This is a genomic window from bacterium (genome assembly GCA_023230585.1).
In the GTDB taxonomy this organism is placed as follows: Bacteria; Ratteibacteria; UBA8468; order B48-G9; family JAFGKM01; genus JALNXB01.
The window spans coordinates 1-19,727 of the sequence record JALNXB010000017.1 but is presented as its reverse complement, the minus strand read 5'-3'; the positions used below and the strand labels follow the sequence as shown (position 1 = coordinate 19,727).

Sequence of the window (19,727 nt, the reverse complement as noted above, 5' to 3'; positions counted from 1 at the left end):
TCCCCTTGAGGGATGTTTGGGGTAGTAAGTCCCCAAGAGTTTGCAGATAGGTTAATGGGATGAGGCTTGTCCGCCGAAGCTTGTATTGTAGCGTAGGTGGAGGGGCAGTTAGCAACTTAACCAAAAACGAAAGCCGTAACGATAAAAGATGAGACTTCCCCTTATTTGTCATTCCGGATCTTATCCCGAGTATCCCCGAGGGATAGAAAGTATAAAACGTGAGTTGCACGTTGAAAAGATTGTAAAAATTCTTATTATAGAAAAAATTATTTATCTGTTGACAATTATTAAATTGAAGGTAATATATTACTAAGTTGATAAGAATAGTAATAAATATACAGGAGGGGAGAAATGGAAGAGTTAAAAATGTTTTGTTATCAATGCTCTCAGACGGTCGGAGGTAAAGGTTGCACCAACTCTGGAGTCTGTGGTAAAACGCCTACCACGGCAAGGCTTCAAGATAATTTGATTTTTGCGCTTAAAGGGGTTTCTGCTTATCTTTATCATGCTGGAGAATTGGGTTATAGAGATAAGGATGCGGAGAGTTTTCTCGCTAAATCTCTTTACTCTACCCTTACCAATGTTAATTTTGATTCCCAAAGATTTGTTGAAGCAGGTCTTGAAGCTGGAAGAGTAAATATTGAAGCAATGAGACTCCTAAAGAAAGCCCATATTGAAACTTATGGTGAACCAGAACCTACAAAAGTTGAAACAGGAACCAGGAAAGGTAGAGGGATTATAGCTACCGGTCATAGTTTAAAGGCTCTGGATGCTTTGTTACAACAGACTGAAGGTACAGGAATAAATGTATATACCCACTCTGAACTTCTCCCTGCACATGGGTATCCTAAAATAAAAAAATATTCTCATCTTGCTGGTAACCTTGGTAAGGCTTGGTATGACCAGAAGAGTTTGTTTTCTGAATATCCTTTTGCCTATCTTGCAACCTCTAATTGTGTTTTAATGCCAAGAGATGGGTATAGGGATAGACTGTTTACCGCAGGTATTACAGGAGTGCCTGGTGTAAAACATATAGGTGGATACGATTTTACAGAATTGATAGAGACAGCAAAAAGTTTGCCCGAAGTCCCTGAAATAAAAGGTGAAACTATCTTAACAACAGGGTTTTCTTTGTCTTCTATATTGGCATCAAAAGATAAGATAAAAGAACTTGTTGAGGCAGGCAAAATTAGGCGTTTTGTGCTTGTTGCTGGTTGTGATGCGCCAACTAAAAAGAATGAGTATTATAGAGAACTTGTAAAAAATCTTCCTACTGATACCATAGTTTTAACTCTTGCGTGCGGAAAATTCAGATTGAACGACCTTGAACTTGGGAACATAGAAGGTATACCCAGACTTATTGATCTTGGGCAATGTAACGATTCTATCGTTGCTATAGATATAGTGTCTTCTTTGGCAGAACTGTTTGGAATAAAAGATATAAACAGTTTACCAGTATCTTATGTGTTGATGTGGATGGAGCAGAAAGCTGTGGCTATTTTCTGGAGTTTGCTGGCTCTTGGAATTAAAGGGATAAGGTTAGGTCCTATTGTGCCAGCATGGGTTAATGATGAAATACTTAAGGTTCTGGTTGACAATTATGATATAAAAACAATAGGTGAACCCCAAAAAGATATTGAGGAAATTCTTGGATGAAAAGAAAAATTATAAAGATAGATGAAGAAAAATGTGATGGATGCGGGTTATGTATACCTGAATGCCCAGAAGGGGCTCTACAGGTTATTGATGGTAAGGCGCGCCTTGTAAGTGATATCTTTTGTGATGGGCTTGGAGCCTGTATTAAAGATTGCCCTAAAGGAGCAATAAGCACAGAAGAGAGAGAAGCAGAGCCTTATGACGAAAGAAAGGTTATGGAAAATATCATCCCTAAAGGGATAAACACAATTAAAGCTCATTTAAAACATCTTAGCGACCATCAAGAAGAAGAGTTTTTAAGAGAAGCAAAGGAGGTTCTTAAAGAGAAAGGAATAGAGGTTGAGGAAGAAGGTCCTTCTCCTCTTCGTTGCGGATGTCCGGGGACTATGTCAACTGAAATAAAAGATAGGCAGGTAATACAAGAAGATACATCGCCTTCTTTCTTAAAACATTGGCCTGTTCAGTTACATCTTATTTCTCCTGATGCTTCTTTTTTCAAAGGTCAAGATGTGCTTCTTGCCGCAGACTGTACAGCTTTTGCTTGCGGGGATTTCCATAAACGTTTTTTGCAGGGAAAATCTGTTGCTGTGGCTTGCCCGAAACTTGATTCTGATAAGGACGTTTATATTAAAAAGATAACAGAACTTGCAGATAGGGCAAAAATCAATACTCTTACAGTAGTAATAATGGAGGTTCCTTGTTGTAAAGGTTTTTTATCTATTGCTCAGCAAGGATTAAAAGAAGCTAAAAGAAAAGTTCCTCTTAAGTTGATTGTTCTGGGTATAAACGGGGAAGTATTGAGTGAAGATTGGATGTAGAGGTAAATAGATATATGAAAATTTCAACAAGAACAAGGTATGGTTTAAGGGCTATGATAGATCTTGCTCTCAACTACAAAGATACCCCAATTTTTGTTAAAGATATAGCAAAAAGACAAAATGTCTCTTATCAGTACCTTGAACATATAATGCTTGCATTGAAAAAAGCAGGGCTTGTAAGTAGTTTAAGCGGCGCAAAGGGCGGGTATATGCTTAAAAAAAAACCTGCCGATATAACTGCTTATGATATTGTGACAGTTCTTGAAGGTTCTCTTTCTCCTGTACCTTGTCTTGATACTGACGAGAGTTGTAACCAGCATTATGAATGTAAAGCTGGTAACTTATGGAAACGGATTAAAAAATCTATTGAAGAAATTTTGCTCTCTACTACCCTTAAAGATATGGCTGAGAATAACGAGAAGGAAAAGAAAAGAGAAATATTTTACCATATATGATAAAATATTATATAAAACTATAAAGAGACAATCTTATGGCTAAAACAATTGAAGAGATAAACGAAAAAATCAAATTAGGAAAAGCAGTTGTTGTAACAGCTGAAGAGATAGTAGAACTTGCAAAAAAAAAATCCGTTAAAGATTTAGCAAGCAAGGTTGATGTTGTTACTACAGGAACTTTTGGACCAATGTGTTCCTCTGGTGTTTTTCTTAATTTTGGGCATTCTAATCCGCGCGTTAAGATAGGTGGAGGAAAAGTTACACTTAATAAAGTGCCTGCATATTCTGGTATAGCTGCGGTTGATGTCTATTTAGGTGCGACAGCCGCACCCGATAATGACCCTCGTAATACAGAATATCCTGGACCTTTCAGTTACGGTGGTGGGCATGTTATTGAAGAGTTAGTAGCAGGGAAAGATGTGCACCTTGAAATAGATGCTTATGGCACAGATTGTTATCCTAAAAAAACTATTTCTGAAAACCTATCTTTAAAAGATATAAATGAAGCGATTCTGTTCAACCCGAGAAACTGCTATCAGAACTATAATGTTGCGGTGAACCTTTCAAAGAAAACGATATATACATATCTTGGTATACTTAAACCCGAACTGGGTAATGCAAACTATTGTAGTGCAGGGCAACTTTCTCCTCTTTTAAAAGATCCGTACCTTAAAACAATAGGGTTTGGTACAAGAATTTTTCTTGGAGGAGGCGTGGGGTATGTTGCTTGGTGGGGAACCCAGTTTAACCCAGCGGTAAAAAGAAACCCTAATGGGGTTCTTTGTGGAGGTGGAGCGACTCTTGCTCTTATAGGAGACCTCAAACAGATGACTCCCCAATACCTTAGAGGCGTAAGTCTTACTGGGTACGGTGCAAGTCTTGTTGTTGGCGTTGGTATACCTATACCTATTTTAAACGAAGAGATAGTTCGGGGGGTATCTATTCCTGATGAAGAGATATTTGCCCCTATTGTTGATTATAGCAACGATTACCCTAACTGCACAGGAAAAATCCTTGGGGAAGTTAATTATGCGCAGTTAAAAAGTGGTGAAATTGAGGTATGTGGAAAGAAGGTTCCTACCGGTTCGCTTTCAAGTTATAATAGTGCGAAAGATATAGCAGAAAAGTTGAAACTTTGGATATCTAATAAAGATTTTTTTATTACCGAACCATTATTTAGTTTTCCAAGTTCTGAGAGTGGATATAAAGTTAAACCAATGAAAGGGAATGGCTAATATGGAAAAAAAATATGTATTATATTTTCCAAAAAAACTTGTAAATAAGCCGATTGTATCAAATATGGTAAAAAAATATGGGCTTGATTTCAATATACTGAAAGCTTATATTACTCCCGAAGAAGAAGGGACTCTTGTGCTTGCTCTGCGTGGAACAAGAGAAAGTTTAGATAAAACCATAAGTGAAGTAGTAGAACTTGGTGTAAAAGTACAATCTATTGCAAGCGATATAAAAATGGTTAAAGAGTTGTGTACCAACTGTACAGTTTGTATACCTCTATGTCCTGTCCAGGCTCTTTATATTGATAGAGCAGATTTTTCTGTAATTTTTGACCCAGAAAAGTGTATAGCGTGTGGTATGTGTATTAAGGCCTGTCCAACAAAAGCTCTTGTCTCAAACATTTAATTATAACGAAACTATAAAAATATAGGAATTAAAACAATGATATATATGGATTATAACGCAACAACACCTTGCGATGAGAGAGTTGTAGAAGAGATGTTGCCTTACTTCAATAACAAGTTTGCCAATTCTGCTTCTCTTTATAGACCTGCAAGAGAAACAAGGAAAGCGGTAGAAGAAGCAAGAAAAAACATATCTTTGTTGGTTGGAGTTTTGCCTGATGAAATATTTTTTACTTCTGGAGGTACAGAGGCAGACAATTGGGCAATTATGGCAACAGCTTTAAAGTTTCAGAGTAAAGGAAAACATATAATAACTTCTGCTATTGAACATCACGCTGTTTTGTATACCTGTAAAGCCCTTGAAAAACAAGGGTTTGAGGTTACTTACATACCTGTTGATAATTATGGAATAATAGATATAGAACAATTAAAAAATTCTATAAGAAAAGATACCATTCTTATAACTATAATGCACGCTAATAATGAGATAGGCTCCATACAACCTATATCCGAAATTTCTGCTATGGCAAAGGAAAAAGGAGTTATTTTTCATACCGATTCAGTTCAAACAATTGGAAAAATTCCTTGTAATTTAAAAGAGTTAGGTCCAGATATGTTTTCTTTATCAGCACATAAATTTTACGGACCAAAAGGTATAGGGGCTCTTTATATTAGAAAAGGGTTATCTATACCTCCCTTTATTTATGGAGGTGGTCAAGAGAAAGGAAAACGTTCAGGTACTACAAATGTTGCAGGTATAGTTGGGTTTGGGAAAGCTGCTGAACTTGCAAAACAGGAGATGTCTACAGATATAATATATGTAAAAAAACTTAGAGATACTCTTGAAAATAAAATCAAAGAAAGTATCCCAGAAATAATTTTAAACGGGCATCCTGAAAAGAAATTACATAATACAATAAATGTTTGTATAAAACATATTGAAGGAGAAAGCATTCTTCTAAGTCTTGATTTTGAAGGTATTTGCGCTTCATCAGGTTCGGCATGTACTTCAGGGTCCCTTGAACCAAGCCATGTTTTGCTTGCGATAGGTTTACCACACGAAATAGCTCACGGGTCATTAAGGCTTACTTTAGGAAAATATAATACTATGGACGAAGTAGAAAAGGTTGCTTCTGTTTTACCAAGAGTTGTTGAAAGGTTAAGGCAGATATCTCCGTTCTGGCAGGATAAAAAATAATGAAAACAACAAGTATAATAAAAGAGATAGAAACTCTAAAAAAAGAAAAAAAAGCTATAATAGTTGCACATAATTACCAGTTACCTCAAATTCAAGATATAGCAGATTTTGTAGGTGATTCTCTTGAGTTATCAAAAAAAGCAGCGGAATTGAAAGGTTTTGATATAATAGTATTTTGTGGTGTAAGTTTTATGGCAGAGACAGCAAAAATACTTTCCCCTGACAAAAAAGTTTTGTTACCAGAGATTGATGCAGGGTGCCCTATGGCTGATATGGTGAGGGCACAGGATGTTTTAGATTTGAAGGAAAAATATCCTAATGCATGGGTGGTGTCTTATGTGAATACAAACGCAGATGTTAAAGCATTGAGCGATGTATGTTGTACCTCTGCTAACGCTGATATAGTTGTAAAAAATACGCCTGTCTCGCAGGTTGTTTTTCTTCCAGACAGAAACCTGTGCTGGTATGTTAAAACAAGAGTACCAGAGAAAGAGATTATATGTTATGATGGTTATTGTTACGTGCATAGAAAGTTTACACCTGAAGATGTTATAAACTCACGAAAGCTTCATCCTAATTCAGAACTTATTGTGCATCCTGAGTGCGACCCTGAAGTACAAAAACTTGCTGACGGTATCTATTCAACATCAGGTATTCTGCAAAGAGCAAAAGAGTCTACCGCTTCTGTTTTTATAATTGGAACAGAAGAAGGGCTTATCCATAGAATAAAAAAAGAGAATCCTACTAAACGGTTTTATTCTCTTGGGAATCCTCATTCTTGCTATAATATGAAAAAAACAAGTCTAATAAGTGTTAGAGACGCTCTTTTGGAGGAAAAATATAATATTGAAATACCTGAAGAGGTAAGTCAAAAAGCTCAAAAAGCTCTTGTAAGAATGATTGAATATATATAAGGAAAAAAATGGAATATACAGAAAAAGTGTACGAATATTTTATGAACCCTAAAAATATGGGGCGTATAGAAAACCCAGACGGGGTTAGTACTGTTGGAAATCCTGTCTGTGGAGATGTTATGAAGATATATATAAAGGTTAAAGATAATGTAATAGAAGATATTAAGTTTGAAACTTTTGGGTGTGGCGCAGCTATTGCTACATCTTCGGTTGTAACAGAATTAGCAAAAGGTAAAACATTGGAAGAGGCAGAAAAGATATCCAATAAAGAGGTTGTAGATTTCCTTGAAGGGCTTCCTCCTCTTAAGAAACATTGTTCTCTATTGGCTGAAGAAGGGCTTAAAGCAGCAATAAAAGATTTTAGAGAAAAACTGAATAAAAAGACTTAATTGTATCAAAGTGTAATGAAATATGATGGAGACAGGCAAGGAAAGCATCCACATTCCGTCTTTGCGAGTAATATAAAGCAATCCCCTCGGATATACTTGAGCCGGAATCTCGTTTTTTCCTACTCCTGTTATGTGGGTTAGGTTAGAGATCCTGAAACAAGTTTAGGATGACAAAATGTGACGTTAGGTGATATACAGGTAGGTAGAAAGTATAAAGGAATGTGAAGAAACAATAGTAGGGGTAAAGATGGGATTACCGCTTTGCAAACAATGCACCTGCAAGACAAACAAAAAGGCATCGCTTAACTAAATTTGGTAGAACGAAAGCCTTAATTAAGAGGTTTTAAATGGAAGAATACGGACAAGTGGTTGATATAAAAGGTTCTACAGCGATTGTTAGTGTTGAAAAAGTTCGCACAAAAAGTTGTGGAGATTGTCGTCTTTGTGAAAAAGGAAAAGACGGATATTTATTATTGGAAGCAACTGGCTATGAAGGTATTCAGAAAGGAGACAGGGTAAAGGTCAAAATCGAAGTAACACACCTTCTGAAAAAGAACCTATTTCTTTATGGACTACCTTTTGTAGGGTTTCTTTTTGCAGTTTTGGTAGCCCGTTATATACATCATAGTTTTATTAAAACAGCCGTTTTTATTATAGTTTTTGTATCTGCTGTGTTGTTGGGGATAACTAAATCAAATAAAGAAAATAGAGTAAGAAAAGTAAAGATTACCAAAGTATAATAAAGGAGAAATAAAATATGGAACTTAAAGAAAAAGTTGAAAAAGCAATGGAAGAGGTAAGAAAATTTCTGCAAGCTGATGGAGGAGATTGTGAGGTTGTGGATGTAAAAGATAATAAAGTAAGTGTACGGTTAAAAGGTGCTTGCAAAGGATGCCCGTTTTCAACTATAACCCTTAAGATGCGTATTGAAGCAATTATAAAGGAACAGGTTCCAGAAATAGAAGAAGTTGTTGCGGTTGATTAATTGCTTTATAAAAATATTTTAAGAGGAAACAAAGAGCATCTTTTTGGTAAATTTAAGTTTTTTAATAAAACAAAAGTTTACATTACTTTTTTAATAATAAAATGAAAAACAGAAAGGTGCTTGTAGCTATGAGTGGCGGGGTAGATTCTTCGGTTGCTACTTTCTTGTTGAAGCAAGAAGGGTATGAAGTGGCAGGTGTTTTTATGAAGGTCTGGGACGATAATTCTCCCATAGGTACTGCTTGTTTTTCTCCTGATGGTAATGATATTAATGATGTCACAAGAGTTGCAGAACAACTAAATGTAGAACTAACAATAATCGATTTAAGCCAAGAGTATAAAAGGTTTGTTCTCGATTATTTTACACAAGAATACTCTAAAGGTAGAACCCCTAACCCTTGTGTTGTCTGTAACAAGTTTCTTAAATTTGGTTTTTTAATAGAAAAATCTATTAAAAAGGGATTAGTTTTTGACTTTTTTGCAACAGGTCATTACTCTTTGGTTGAGTATTCAAACCAAGAAAAAAAATATTTTCTTAAAAAAGGGCAAGATGCTAACAAAGACCAGTCCTATTTTCTCTTTCTTTTAACTCAAAAACAACTCTCAAAACTTATCTTTCCTCTTGGTAGTTTAACAAAAAAAGATGTCTGTTCTATTGCTCACCAACAAGGTTTTTTTGTCAACGACAAAGAAGAGAGCCAGGATTTTATTTCTGGAGATAAATCTCTATTTTTTGAGAATGGAAGTGCAAAAGGAGACATTGTTGACACTAAAGGTAATACTCTCGGGCAACATAAGGGTATAATATATTACACAATCGGCCAAAGAAAAGGTCTTGGTATCTCTGGAGGAAAACCTTTATATGTTGTAAAAATAGATGCAGAAAACAATAGAGTTGTGCTTGGCGAAGAGAGAGAGTTGTATAAGAAAGAATTTCTGGTTTCATCTCTTCATTTTACTGCTCTAAAAGACTTTATTCTACCTTTTGAATGTGAGGTAAAGATACGGTATAGGCATCCCGCTGCTCAGGCAGTGGTTTACCCGTTAGAAAACAATGCTGCCAAAGTGGTGTATAAAACGCCTCAGAAATCTATTACACCAGGGCAAGCTGCTGTTTTTTATAATAAAGACCTGCTTATTGGTGGCGGGTTTATTGAGAAAACCTTGTAATATCAAACTGTTTGTTTCTTCAAAGATTAACTACAATAGGTTCGTTGTACTTTTAACAAGGGGGTTAATATGATGCATCTTGAAGACAGGGTATTAACCATCATGGAAAAGGGAGTATCTCAAAAGGTTATAACTGGACTTTTTAATGTAAGTTTGAAGACAGGTGTAACAAGAAGAAGACTTTTTAAGGCAATAGATAAGGCTACATATAATGTATCTTTAAAAAGTCCAAATCGACCCGAAAAAGTTAAAGAAGAAAGATATTATATGGGTAGAGCTCTTCTAAGTTCTCTACAGAAAGCTCTTGATAATAAAATGGTTTCACAGAGTTGCTCAAAGGCTATTTCTGAAATATTACTTAAAAAAATTATTCTGGAAGGGGTTTATATAAGGCGCAAGTTTTACCAGCAGGAAGGGTTTAGACCACCTACATTTGTTACTATTTCTCCAACCAATGTATGTAACCTTAAATGTAAAGGATGTTACGCAGGCGATATTTATGAAAGACAGACCCTAAAATTTGATGTTTTTGATAAACTTATAACCCAGGTCAATAGAGAGTTTGGTTCTTATTTTTTCGTTATATCTGGAGGAGAACCTTTTGCGTATAAAGATAAAGGTAGAACATTGTTTGATATACTTGAAAAACATTCTGATTCTTACTTTATGGCTTATACCAACTCTACGATGATTGATAGTAAATCAGCAAAAAAACTATCAAAATTGGGCAATTTTACGCCTGCAATATCTGTTGAAGGTTTTGAAAAAGAGACAGATGCAAGGAGAGGAAAAGGAACTTATAAAAAAATAATGAAAGCTATGGAAAACCTTAAACAAGAAGGTGTTCCTTTTGGTATATCTGTTACGCCCACAAGAGATAATGCTGACCTATTGTTATCAGACGAGTTTATTGATTTTTATTTTAACAAACTGGGCGCTGTCTATGGATGGTATTTTCAGTATATGCCTATAGGTAGAGAACCTTCTTGCGAACTTATGGTAACTCCAGAACAAAGATTAGAGATGTTTAAGAGAATCTGGGCTCTGGTGAAAAAAGAAAAACTTTTTATAGCCGATTTTTGGAATTCTGGGACTGCTTCCGATGGCTGTATGGCTGCGGCTCGAGGTGGAGGTTACTTTTATGTGATGTGGGATGGAACTATTACACCCTGTGTTTTTATACCTTTTAAAGATAAAGAGTATAATAATATTTATGCTCTGTATAATAATGGAAAAAGTGTTACGGATGCCGTAAAATCTGATTTTTTTGTTAAAATTAGAGAGTGGCAAGATAATTACTGGGTAAAACAACCTAGCCATAAATGTGGAAACCTTCTTGTTCCTTGTATAATAAGGGATAATTCAGAAGATTTTTATAATATTGTAAAAACAACAGAGGCTTTACCTTGTGATAAAGGTGCAGAAGATTACCTTTCTTTTATTGAAGACGGGTTTATGCCTGAATATAATAAAAAATATAGAGAGTATGCCGACCTTATATGGCAGAAAGAATATCTATCAAATGAATAAATATAGACTAACCGATAAGTTGAAGAGATATAGGCATATTGTAAACATAGTTAGCAAATATGGTTTTGGGATAATTGTTGAAAAGATACACCTTGGAAAACTTTTTAGAATACCTATAAAGTATAAGAAAAGAGAATCTTTATCAGCGCCTGTTCGAGTAAGAAAAATGCTTGAAGAGTTAGGGCCAACTTTTATAAAACTTGGACAAATCTTAAGTACCCGACCTGATTTTGTGCCACTTCCTTATATCAGAGAACTTGAAAAACTCCAAGATAACACCACAAAAATACCTTTTGATAAAATAGAAGAGGTTTTCTTCAATGAACATCAAAAAAATATATCAGATATCTTTTCATATTTTGAAGAAGAACCTTTTGCTTCAGCTTCTATCTCACAAGTGCATAGAGCAGAATATCAAGGCAATGAAGTAGTTGTAAAAATACAGAAACCTGATATAGAGGAGCAGATAGATACAGATATAAGTATTATGTACGATATAGCCGCTCTTATAGAAAAATTTATCAAAGAAGCAGATATCTACCAACCAGTATGTATTGTTCAAGAGTTTGAAAAGATGCTTAAGAAAGAACTCAATTTTTTTCTGGAGGCACATAATATTGAGAGGTTTAGAAAAAACTTTGAAAATGAAAAAGATATATACGTACCTTTTGTTTACAAAGAATTGACAACAAAAAAAGTGTTAACTCTTGAATTTATTGATGGTATAAAAATTAGTGATATAGATAAACTTGATAAAGAATGTCTTGATAAGAAAAGGATTTCTCAGATAGGTCTTAACTCCATTATGAAACAGGTATTTGTTGACGGTTTTTTTCATGGGGACCCTCACCCAGCAAATATACTGGTTACAAGGAATTGTAAACTCTGTTTTATAGATTTTGGTATAGTTGGCAGAATAAATGAAGAGAGGCGGTTGGAACTTATACATATATTTAGTGGGTTAATGGATGGTGATTCTTCTAAAATTCTTGATAGTTTAGAAATGATGGGAGCGTTACAAGAAGATACTGATACAAAAAATTTTAAAGAAGAAATAGAAGATATGTTGGACTGTTATAAGAATGTGCCCATAAAAGAACTTGATATAAACCTATTGCTTGAAGATAGTTTTTCGATAATGAGAAAATATTATATAAAAATACCATCAAACCTGACCATACTGATTAAAACATTGATTACCCTCGAGGGAATAGGGCTTTCTTTAGACCCTGATTTTAGCATTGCTGTTAGTATGAAACCGTTTGTGACTAAGTTTATCTCAGAAAGAATTAGAATAAAAAACATTTTTAAGGACGCTGTAAATATTTCTTATGGAATGTTTAGGGTTTTCAAGGAGATGCCTGCAAGTTTTACTTCTTTCTTAAAAATGTTAAAGAAAGGGTCTATAAGTATTTCTTTTGAACATAAAGGTTTACGTGAACTGATAAATATTATCGACAAATCAAGCAGTAGACTATCTTTTAGTCTTATAATAGCTTCCTTGATAATCTCTTCTTCCTTGATAATGGTTTCAGGGGCAGCCCCTCTAATTTTTGGTTTTCCGGCTTTTGGGGTTGTGTTTTTTTGTGTTTCAGCGATATTGGGAATTTGGCTTATAATAGATATAATCAAACATAGGAGTTTATGATGAAAAGTAACAGTTGTTGGCTTCTTCTTTTTCTTATTTGTCTGTTTGTTTTTACTGGTGTTTCGTATGCTTTTGATATAAGAAGACCATCAGATACAGAAGTTTTTATAGGATATGGGAGTGATGAAAAACTTAAAACAGGGAACTATACATACTATCTTATGGGGCTTGATTTTACGTACCCTTTGAAGCAAGAAGGTTGGATGAGGAATCTCTCTTTCCAGATTGAGCCGTTTTTTGCTTTTGTAACCTCTCCAGATACAGGTATTGAGACCGGTTGCTCATTTTTTTTAAAATATAAAGTTCCATTAAACTCTCCAATTAAACCGTATATAAGAGGTGGAATAGGTGGTATCTATATGACCCAGAAAACAGAAGAACAGGGGTCCCAATTAAATTTTGTTGACCAACTTTGTTATGGGGTTGCTTATGAAAAAAACGGTAAGACATTTTCTCTGGAATTTAGGAACAGACATATTTCTAACCTTGATTTAAAAGAACCCAACTCTGGAATAGATTCTAAGGTATGGATGCTGGGTTACACTTCTTTCTTTTAAAATAAATGAAAATAGCTATACTTACAGGGGAAACATCTGGAGATAATTACGGAAGTTTGCTTGCTAAAAAGATTAAAAGCATTTCTCCTGAAACCATTATTTTAAGTACCGGTGGGAGTAAAATGAAGGTCCTATCTGATATTTTTATAGATATGCCACTCGGCAAGATGGGGTTTTCAGGTGTTATAAAGAGTATTGGTGCTTTTTATAACTCGTATAAAAAGGTAGTAAAACTAATTGAACAAGAAAATCCTTCACTTATAATATTTATTGATAATCCGGGGTTTAATCTAAAAGTAGCCAAAGCTTTAAAAGGTAGATATAAAACTCTCTATTATATTCCACCCAAAATTTGGGCACACAACTATAATAGGATAAAAACAATTAAAAAATATATACAAGTTGTTATACCTATCTTTTCATTTGAGAGAGAGATTTACGAAAAAGAAGATGTGGAATGTTATTGGTTTGGTCATCCTGCTACAGACTTAATAAAACAATCTCATAATACTGAAAGGAAAACGGTTAGAGAAAAAGATGTAGTTGTAGGGTTGTTACCTGGTAGCCGTGAAGAAGAGATAAAATATCTGCTTCCGGAATTTTTAAAAATTATAAAAAAGATGCGTAAAGAACGGAAACTAAAATTCTTGCTTTCTGCTTCTGATAAAAACATTAAAAAGAAGCAAGAACTTATGCTTGCAAAATATGATGAAAGTAGTGTATTGATTAAAGAAGACCTTTATGAAATTATAGATAGTTCAGATATGCTTTTTGCTGCAAGTGGGACGGTAAATATTGAAATAGCACTTAAAGGAAAACCATTTCTTGTTTTTTATAAAACCACTTTTTTAAATTATTTTTTGGCTAAAATGATAGTAAAACTTAAATATATAAGTCCTGTGAACCTTATTCTTAACCAAAAAGTTGTCCCGGAATATATACAAGTTTTTCCTCATCAAGATATTGTAAAGACATCTTTAAATATATTAACTAAAAAGACTCTTTACAAAAAACAGATAAAGAATTTTGAGGTTTTTAAGAACCAGATGAACGACGTAAAAGTTAGTGAGAAGGTTGCGATGTTTATATTATCTAATATGGAGAACCAATGATAAGAGAGTTTCTGAAACTTAGTAAATATATAAATATAAGATGGAGATACTTTGTGGCTGGTATGGTATTTATGCTTATTAGTGCTCTTTTAAACGGTATCTCTCTCTCTTCAATAGTGCCTCTTCTTGATAGGATTATCGCAGGAAGAGATATAAAGATACCAGAAAATTTACCTAATTTTATAAGTTTAAAAATAACCCCAATAGTATCGATTCTTAACTCTGTTTCATCTACTTCTTTATTAAAATATATTATACTTTTTCTTATAACTATTATCTTTTTAAAGGGGCTGTTTTTTTATTTGAATAACTATTTTTTCCATTTTTTTGGCAATAGAACATTAACAGATTTGAGAGACAAAATATATTCTAAAATCACATCTCTGTCAATGGATTTCTTTAGTAAAGAACAGTCTGGGGATATTACCTCAAAAATAATTTTTGACGTTAACCTGTTAATGAGGTCGTTTGTAGGTAATTTTCCTTCACTAATATTTCAAACCACTCTGGTTTTAGTATATTTTTTCATAATTTTTACCATAGATTGGAAGATGAGCCTTGTTTCACTACTTATTTTTCCACCTATTTTGTTGCCTCTTTTAAATGTGGGGAAAAAACTTAGAAAACTTGGTAGCAAAATTCAAGAAGCTTACGGGATGGTAGGCAACCTAATACATGAAGGTGTCTATGGGCAACAGATAATAAAAGCGTATAATCAAGAAGAAAGAATTGTTGAAAAGTTTAATCTTGAAAACGAAAAAATATTTAAAACAGTAATGTCTGCAACAAAAAGGATACTGCTTATTTCACCTTTTACCGAGGTTGTAGCGGTGTTTGGGGCAAGCGGGATTATATATTACGGAGCAAGCAAAGTTATTGAAGGTTCTTTAAGTTCAGGTTTTTTATTTTTCTTTTTTATCTCGCTTTTCTCAATCATTAGCCCATTGAAAGGTGTTATGACTGCGTATGCCAACTTAAAACATGAGAGTTCAGCATTAAGAAGAATATTTGAAGTTCTGGATAAAGAGAGTTCTGTAAGAGATGAAGGTGCAGATGTGCTTGAAGGGCTTGAAAGAGAGATAGAGTTTAAAAATGTTAGTTTTTCCTATGGAGAAAAATCTATACTCAAAGGTATAAACTTAAAAGTGAAGAAAGGAGAAAAACTTGGTATAGTTGGGCAGACAGGGGCAGGGAAAAGTACTTTAATAGGGCTTTTGCTAAGATTATACGAACCTAATGCTGGAGAAATTCTTGTTGATGGCAAAAATATGAAAAACTATATCCTAAGTTCCTTGAGGGATAAGATAGGCTTTGTAAGCCAAGAACCTATAATATTTTCTGATACCTTAAAGAAAAATATTGCTTTTACAGAAACAATCGATGAGAAAAAACTTGAAAAGGCAATAGCAACATCAGGATTAAAGGAGTACATTAAATCTTTACCTGATGGATACAACACTTTGACAGGTGAAAGGGGAGCAACATTATCTGGTGGACAAAAACAACTCTTATCAGTAGCTCGCGCTATTTATAAAGACCCTGAAATCTTAATTCTTGATGAAGCAACGGCTTCTTTGGATAGCAAATCAGAGCAGTTATTACAGGAAGCGTTATATAGCATAATAAAAAATAGAACAGTATTTATAATTGCTCATAGGCTTTCTACTCTAAGAAATGTGGATAGAATAATAGTGCTTATGAATGGAAAAATTTCTGAAGAAGGTACACATCAAGAACTCTTTGATAAAAAAGGAGACTATTATAGGTTATGGCAACTACAGTTTTCTTCTGACAAGTCCTAATAAAACTCTCTCACCCCTTTCCATTCCTTTATACTTTTTACCTACCTGTATACCATCCTAACGCCTCATTTTGTCATTCTGAACTTGTTTTAGAATCTCTAATTTAACCCTCGTAAAGTAAGTATTAAAAAGCGAGATTCCGGGTCAAGTCCCTCGGAGATACTCGGGATAAACCTCATCTTTATTCTTGCCTTGTCGCCGTTTTGTGGCGTTGCGAGGAGTGTTTAATTCCGATAGTTTTCATAGGAATTGCGACGTGGCAATCCTCGTTTTTATCCTATACACTATTGTTTCTTCTCATTCCTTTTCGCCTTCGGAAGATTGCCACGCTGAGAAACGTTCGCAACGCTACAATACAGCGGATTGCCACACTCCCTTTGGTCGTTCGCAAAGACGGAATGGGTGAGTGTCGTTCAACCTAAAATTTTTTACCAGTTGTTGCTTTTGAAAGAGAAGAATACCCAACGCCTTTAAGAATACTTATAGAATTATAAAGAGATTTGATTTTTTCAACCAACCCTTTAACCGCTATGATTTCAAGACAATTATTATGGTCCATATGTATATGTTGAGTGGATATTATTACATCATAAAAATTGTGTTGGATATCTATGATTTTATCAAGAAGTTCTTTCTGGTGGTGGTTGTATACTAAAGTAATACTTCCAGCTACTAATTCGCCTTTCAACCATTCTTCTTCAACAATATTTTTTCTGATAAGGTCTCTTATAGCCTCAGAGCGATTTGTGTACCCTTTTTTTGCAATAAATTCATCAAATTTGGCAAGAAGTTGTTTTTCCATTGAAACACCAAACCGTATCAATTTATTCATTTTTGTTCCTCCAACTTGATTTTTGTCTCAAGAGAAGAGTAATAGTAGTACCATTCTCTAAAACCTTTAATAAATAAGAAAAAGGCAAATATTTCTACAAAATATCTTGATATCCCGTAGGTTGATTCCGAAAAGAGTTTGCCACACATCCCTATTATAAGCCCAATAGAAGAAAAGACAGCCCAGATTCTCATCAAATGAGAATTATATTCATTCCATGCATCTGCGGCACTACTTATAGCGGGAGCGCTTCCGAGATTTCTGTATAAATATTGCATATTCACTTGGTTACTTATTCTAAGTACTGCTGCATTTATTATATTGGCTGCCGCACCGTATAAAATGTAATATATAGGGACAAATAAGTTAGGTAAGTTTGTCAAAAATGTTGAAGCATAACCTATTGCATAAAGTGAAGAAAAGAGTGTTATATCCATTACACGGAAAGGCAAGATATTCTTTTTGCAGGTAGAAACAAGAAGAGAAACCTCTTTTAAAGAAGGAACTCTCTCCTCTTGTTTAATCCTGTCTCTAACTATTCTCATAGTTTTGCTAAAAGTTGTATTTAACAGATGTATTGGAAAGATTTCTTCCGCATATTTTTTTAAGACAACCCCCGAAGTTGGTTTAAAAACATTTTTTTCCTGTAAAATAGCAAAACTTTTCATCAACCCTTTTGTTGTATTTTGAACATCAATAGGTTCTAATTGTTCTATAAAAGGGCTGATTGTTATAAGTTCACTTTCAGTAAAATTAAGATGTTTTCTTAATGTGTGAATAATTATTATTTTTGAGTTTTCCTGTAGGGCTTGGTTAAAAGACTCCTTAAAAACGCCATACTGCTCCATAAGGAAAGTGAAATTTTCTTTTTTCCTTACAATATCATAAAAAACTTTTTCAAAATTCCTCCATCTTCTAATCTCTTTTGTTTCAGAAAACTCTTTAAATGCGTCAGAATCCATAGTTTCTTTTACTATGGCTGAAGGAAGATGTTTGCTTAACCTAAGAGATTTTTTCACATAGAAAACTTCAGCAGGTGCTCTTAGGAAAACAAGTATGCCTGCTGCGAGGGTGTACCAGGTGTTTCCTTTTAATCTTTCTGCAACTCTAACAAAAACGCTTGCATTTATGATTGCAACTGCAAGGTTCGCAAAGACAGTCAATTTAATGGAGTGTTGTACCTCAGGAAATATCCCTTCATTAGAATAAAAAGCACGAAGGTTAGGGCTATTAAACCCGTATACAGCTTTTCTTATTGAAGAAATAGAGAAGAAAGGTTGTTTTTCAGCTTCATCTTCTTCATACTCAATCAGAAGGTTCTCTATCTCAAATTCTTTATCCACTTTTATGGAATTTTTTAAATGAAACTTATATTTATACCCTGTTGTGCAAAAGTGAGGAGAACTTTCTTCCGCATCACTGACTGTAAGTTCCCAATAAGGAAAAGTTCTTATGAGTTCAAGTTCGGCTAAATGTTGTCCATCTGTCATAAATAACTTTTTTATCCTTGTTGGTAAAAGTCGTTTTTCTTTTGGTTCTGAAAACACAACTTCGTATCCTCTTCTCTTAAAAAATGAAGAAAAAAAGCCAATAGTAAGTTCCCAATCAGTGTTTCTATAGATATTGTCGCCATCAACAATAAATTCCATACTGTTTTCACTTAGTTTATGTTTCTTGGAGGAATATGGAATAAGAACAACTACCAAAATATGGTCCTTTTTAAAAGATGCTCTATAAATTCTATTTTCTTTATCAGAATATCTAAATGATTTTTTTAAAATATTCCAAGTCCAGGCTTCTTCTTTTATGATATCTTGCTCAAAAAATAGACCTACCTTTTTAATAGCAGCTTCAAGCAATTTATTTTTTTTGTTTTTCATAAGAGTATAAAAATGCAAATTTTATCAAAAATATGGTAAAATGATATGGTTTTTAAAGGGATTTATTAAAATAGATTATATCTTAAAGGAGACTGTAAAGCAATTTAAGGAAAACAAAATATGAAAAAAGAAAAGATAGTATGCATTATACCAGCAAGGTTTGATTCTGAACGGCTTCCAGGAAAAGTGTTATATCCTATTAATGGTAAATCAGTACTTGAGCGGGTTTTCAATCAAGCTAAAGTTATAAAAGATTTTGCTGGGATATATATTGCTACTGATAATGAGAAAGTGTCGTTAGAGGCTAATAAAATTGGTGTTGAGACAATATGGACTTCAAAAGATTGCAGAAGTGGTAGCGATAGGGTGGCAGAAGCAGCAGAGAAACTTGATGCTTCAATAATTGTTAATATACAAGCAGATGAACCTTTTTTACCACAAGAAGCTATTGTTGATTCTATTAAAATGTTGAAAGAAAACCCCGAAGTAGGCGTTACAACTGCCGCTACCAGAATAAGAAAAGATGAAGAACTTTTTGACTCTAATACTGTAAAAATTGTTATAGATAAAAATGGTGATACGTTATACTCATCGCGCTCATTAATACCTTATCCTACTGTATACTATTCCAAAGAAGACCCTTTACAACTTAAAAAAGTTGTTTTTTACAAACATATAGGGATATATGTTTTCAGAAAAAAATTTCTTGCTAAATATGCAACATTGCCAACAGGAATTCTTGAAGATATAGAAAAACTTGAACATTTAAGAATAATCGAAAATGGGTATAAATTAAAAGTTGCAATCATAGAGCAAGATTCTCCTTGCGTAGATACTTTTGAGGATATAAAAAAACTCCAAACCTCTTAAGAAAAAACGGAATACGGGGTTGCCTCTGTATGTCATTCCGGATTCATCCCGAATCTCGTTTTTTCGTTCTGCTTACTACCGACGTGGGTTAGGTAAGAGATCCTGAAACAAGTTTAGGATGGTAAAATTGGGCGTTTGGGCGATAAAATGAGCGAGTAGAGGAACAAAAGGCTTGAACCTTTTGTTAACAGACCCCCCATTCCGTCTTGGCGAGCCGTTTTTTGGCGTGGCAATCCCGCCGAAGGCGAAAAAGGAATGGGAATAAACAATAG

19 protein-coding genes are annotated in these 19,727 nt (G+C 34.2%); 17 read left to right on the top strand and 2 right to left on the bottom strand.

The window, feature by feature from the left end; all coding sequences use genetic code 11:
- Positions 1-351: 351 nt before the first annotated feature.
- The 16 genes from hcp to M0P98_04475 all read left to right on the top strand — a co-directional run bounded on the left by hcp (position 352) and on the right by M0P98_04475 (position 15,873).
- Positions 352-1,656, top strand: a complete 1,305-nt coding sequence (hcp, locus tag M0P98_04550) for a hydroxylamine reductase (GenBank protein MCK9266140.1) — start codon at positions 352-354, stop codon at positions 1,654-1,656.
- A complete protein-coding gene (locus M0P98_04545; protein MCK9266139.1) occupies positions 1,653-2,474 on the top strand; it encodes a 4Fe-4S binding protein in 822 nt (273 codons plus the stop codon). The genes hcp and M0P98_04545 overlap by 4 nt, the downstream gene beginning before the upstream one ends.
- Before the next feature lie 14 nt (positions 2,475-2,488).
- Positions 2,489-2,929 carry an Rrf2 family transcriptional regulator gene (locus tag M0P98_04540; protein ID MCK9266138.1) on the top strand — a complete coding sequence of 147 codons (441 nt, stop codon included), beginning with the start codon at positions 2,489-2,491 and terminating at the stop codon, positions 2,927-2,929.
- Between the two features lie 35 nt (positions 2,930-2,964).
- Complete coding sequence (locus M0P98_04535; GenBank protein ID MCK9266137.1) at positions 2,965-4,164, top strand: homocysteine biosynthesis protein; 1,200 nt, start codon at positions 2,965-2,967, stop codon at positions 4,162-4,164.
- Between the two features lies 1 nt (position 4,165).
- The gene (locus tag M0P98_04530) at positions 4,166-4,570 is read left to right on the top strand and encodes a 4Fe-4S binding protein (protein ID MCK9266136.1); all 405 of its coding nucleotides are present in this window, start codon (positions 4,166-4,168) and stop codon (positions 4,568-4,570) included.
- 36 nt (positions 4,571-4,606) lie between these two features.
- Entirely contained in the window at positions 4,607-5,767 is a 1,161-nt protein-coding gene (nifS, locus tag M0P98_04525) for a cysteine desulfurase NifS (GenBank protein MCK9266135.1), read from the top strand.
- Positions 5,767-6,681 (top strand): quinolinate synthase NadA, encoded by a 915-nt coding sequence (nadA, locus tag M0P98_04520; GenBank protein MCK9266134.1) that lies wholly within the window; start codon positions 5,767-5,769, stop codon positions 6,679-6,681. Before nifS ends, nadA begins: the two co-directional genes overlap by 1 nt.
- 8 nt (positions 6,682-6,689) lie before the next feature.
- Positions 6,690-7,070, top strand: coding sequence for a Fe-S cluster assembly scaffold protein NifU (gene nifU / locus M0P98_04515; GenBank protein ID MCK9266133.1), 381 nt, complete (start codon positions 6,690-6,692; stop codon positions 7,068-7,070).
- Positions 7,071-7,417: 347 nt separating this feature from the next.
- Positions 7,418-7,810, top strand: coding sequence for a SoxR reducing system RseC family protein (locus M0P98_04510; protein ID MCK9266132.1), 393 nt, complete (start codon positions 7,418-7,420; stop codon positions 7,808-7,810).
- A 17-nt stretch (positions 7,811-7,827) separates the two neighbouring features.
- Positions 7,828-8,055, top strand: a complete 228-nt coding sequence (locus M0P98_04505; GenBank protein MCK9266131.1) for a NifU family protein — start codon at positions 7,828-7,830, stop codon at positions 8,053-8,055.
- A gap of 101 nt (positions 8,056-8,156) precedes the next feature.
- A complete protein-coding gene (mnmA, locus tag M0P98_04500; protein MCK9266130.1) occupies positions 8,157-9,224 on the top strand; it encodes a tRNA 2-thiouridine(34) synthase MnmA in 1,068 nt (355 codons plus the stop codon).
- A 69-nt stretch (positions 9,225-9,293) separates the two neighbouring features.
- A complete protein-coding gene (locus tag M0P98_04495; GenBank protein ID MCK9266129.1) occupies positions 9,294-10,754 on the top strand; it encodes a radical SAM protein in 1,461 nt (486 codons plus the stop codon).
- Positions 10,747-12,402: an AarF/UbiB family protein gene (locus M0P98_04490; protein ID MCK9266128.1), complete on the top strand. Its 1,656-nt coding sequence runs from the start codon at positions 10,747-10,749 to the stop codon at positions 12,400-12,402. The genes M0P98_04495 and M0P98_04490 overlap by 8 nt, the downstream gene beginning before the upstream one ends.
- Positions 12,402-12,959, top strand: coding sequence for an acyloxyacyl hydrolase (locus tag M0P98_04485; protein MCK9266127.1), 558 nt, complete (start codon positions 12,402-12,404; stop codon positions 12,957-12,959). Before M0P98_04490 ends, M0P98_04485 begins: the two co-directional genes overlap by 1 nt.
- A 5-nt stretch (positions 12,960-12,964) precedes the next feature.
- Positions 12,965-14,071, top strand: a complete 1,107-nt coding sequence (gene lpxB / locus M0P98_04480) for a lipid-A-disaccharide synthase (GenBank protein MCK9266126.1) — start codon at positions 12,965-12,967, stop codon at positions 14,069-14,071.
- Complete coding sequence (locus M0P98_04475; protein ID MCK9266125.1) at positions 14,068-15,873, top strand: ABC transporter ATP-binding protein/permease; 1,806 nt, start codon at positions 14,068-14,070, stop codon at positions 15,871-15,873. Before lpxB ends, M0P98_04475 begins: the two co-directional genes overlap by 4 nt.
- Positions 15,874-16,291: 418 nt before the next feature.
- Here the strand turns inward: M0P98_04475 and nikR are convergent, their stop codons facing one another.
- On the bottom strand, positions 16,292-16,705 hold the full coding sequence (gene nikR / locus M0P98_04470) for a nickel-responsive transcriptional regulator NikR (GenBank protein MCK9266124.1): 414 nt from the start codon (positions 16,703-16,705) through the stop codon (positions 16,292-16,294).
- Positions 16,702-18,585, bottom strand: a complete 1,884-nt coding sequence (locus M0P98_04465; GenBank protein MCK9266123.1) for a hypothetical protein — start codon at positions 18,583-18,585, stop codon at positions 16,702-16,704. The genes nikR and M0P98_04465 overlap by 4 nt, the downstream gene beginning before the upstream one ends.
- A gap of 120 nt (positions 18,586-18,705) precedes the next feature.
- Between M0P98_04465 and kdsB the strand changes: the two genes are divergently transcribed.
- Entirely contained in the window at positions 18,706-19,455 is a 750-nt protein-coding gene (gene kdsB / locus M0P98_04460; GenBank protein ID MCK9266122.1) for a 3-deoxy-manno-octulosonate cytidylyltransferase, read from the top strand.
- Positions 19,456-19,727 lie beyond the last annotated feature (272 nt).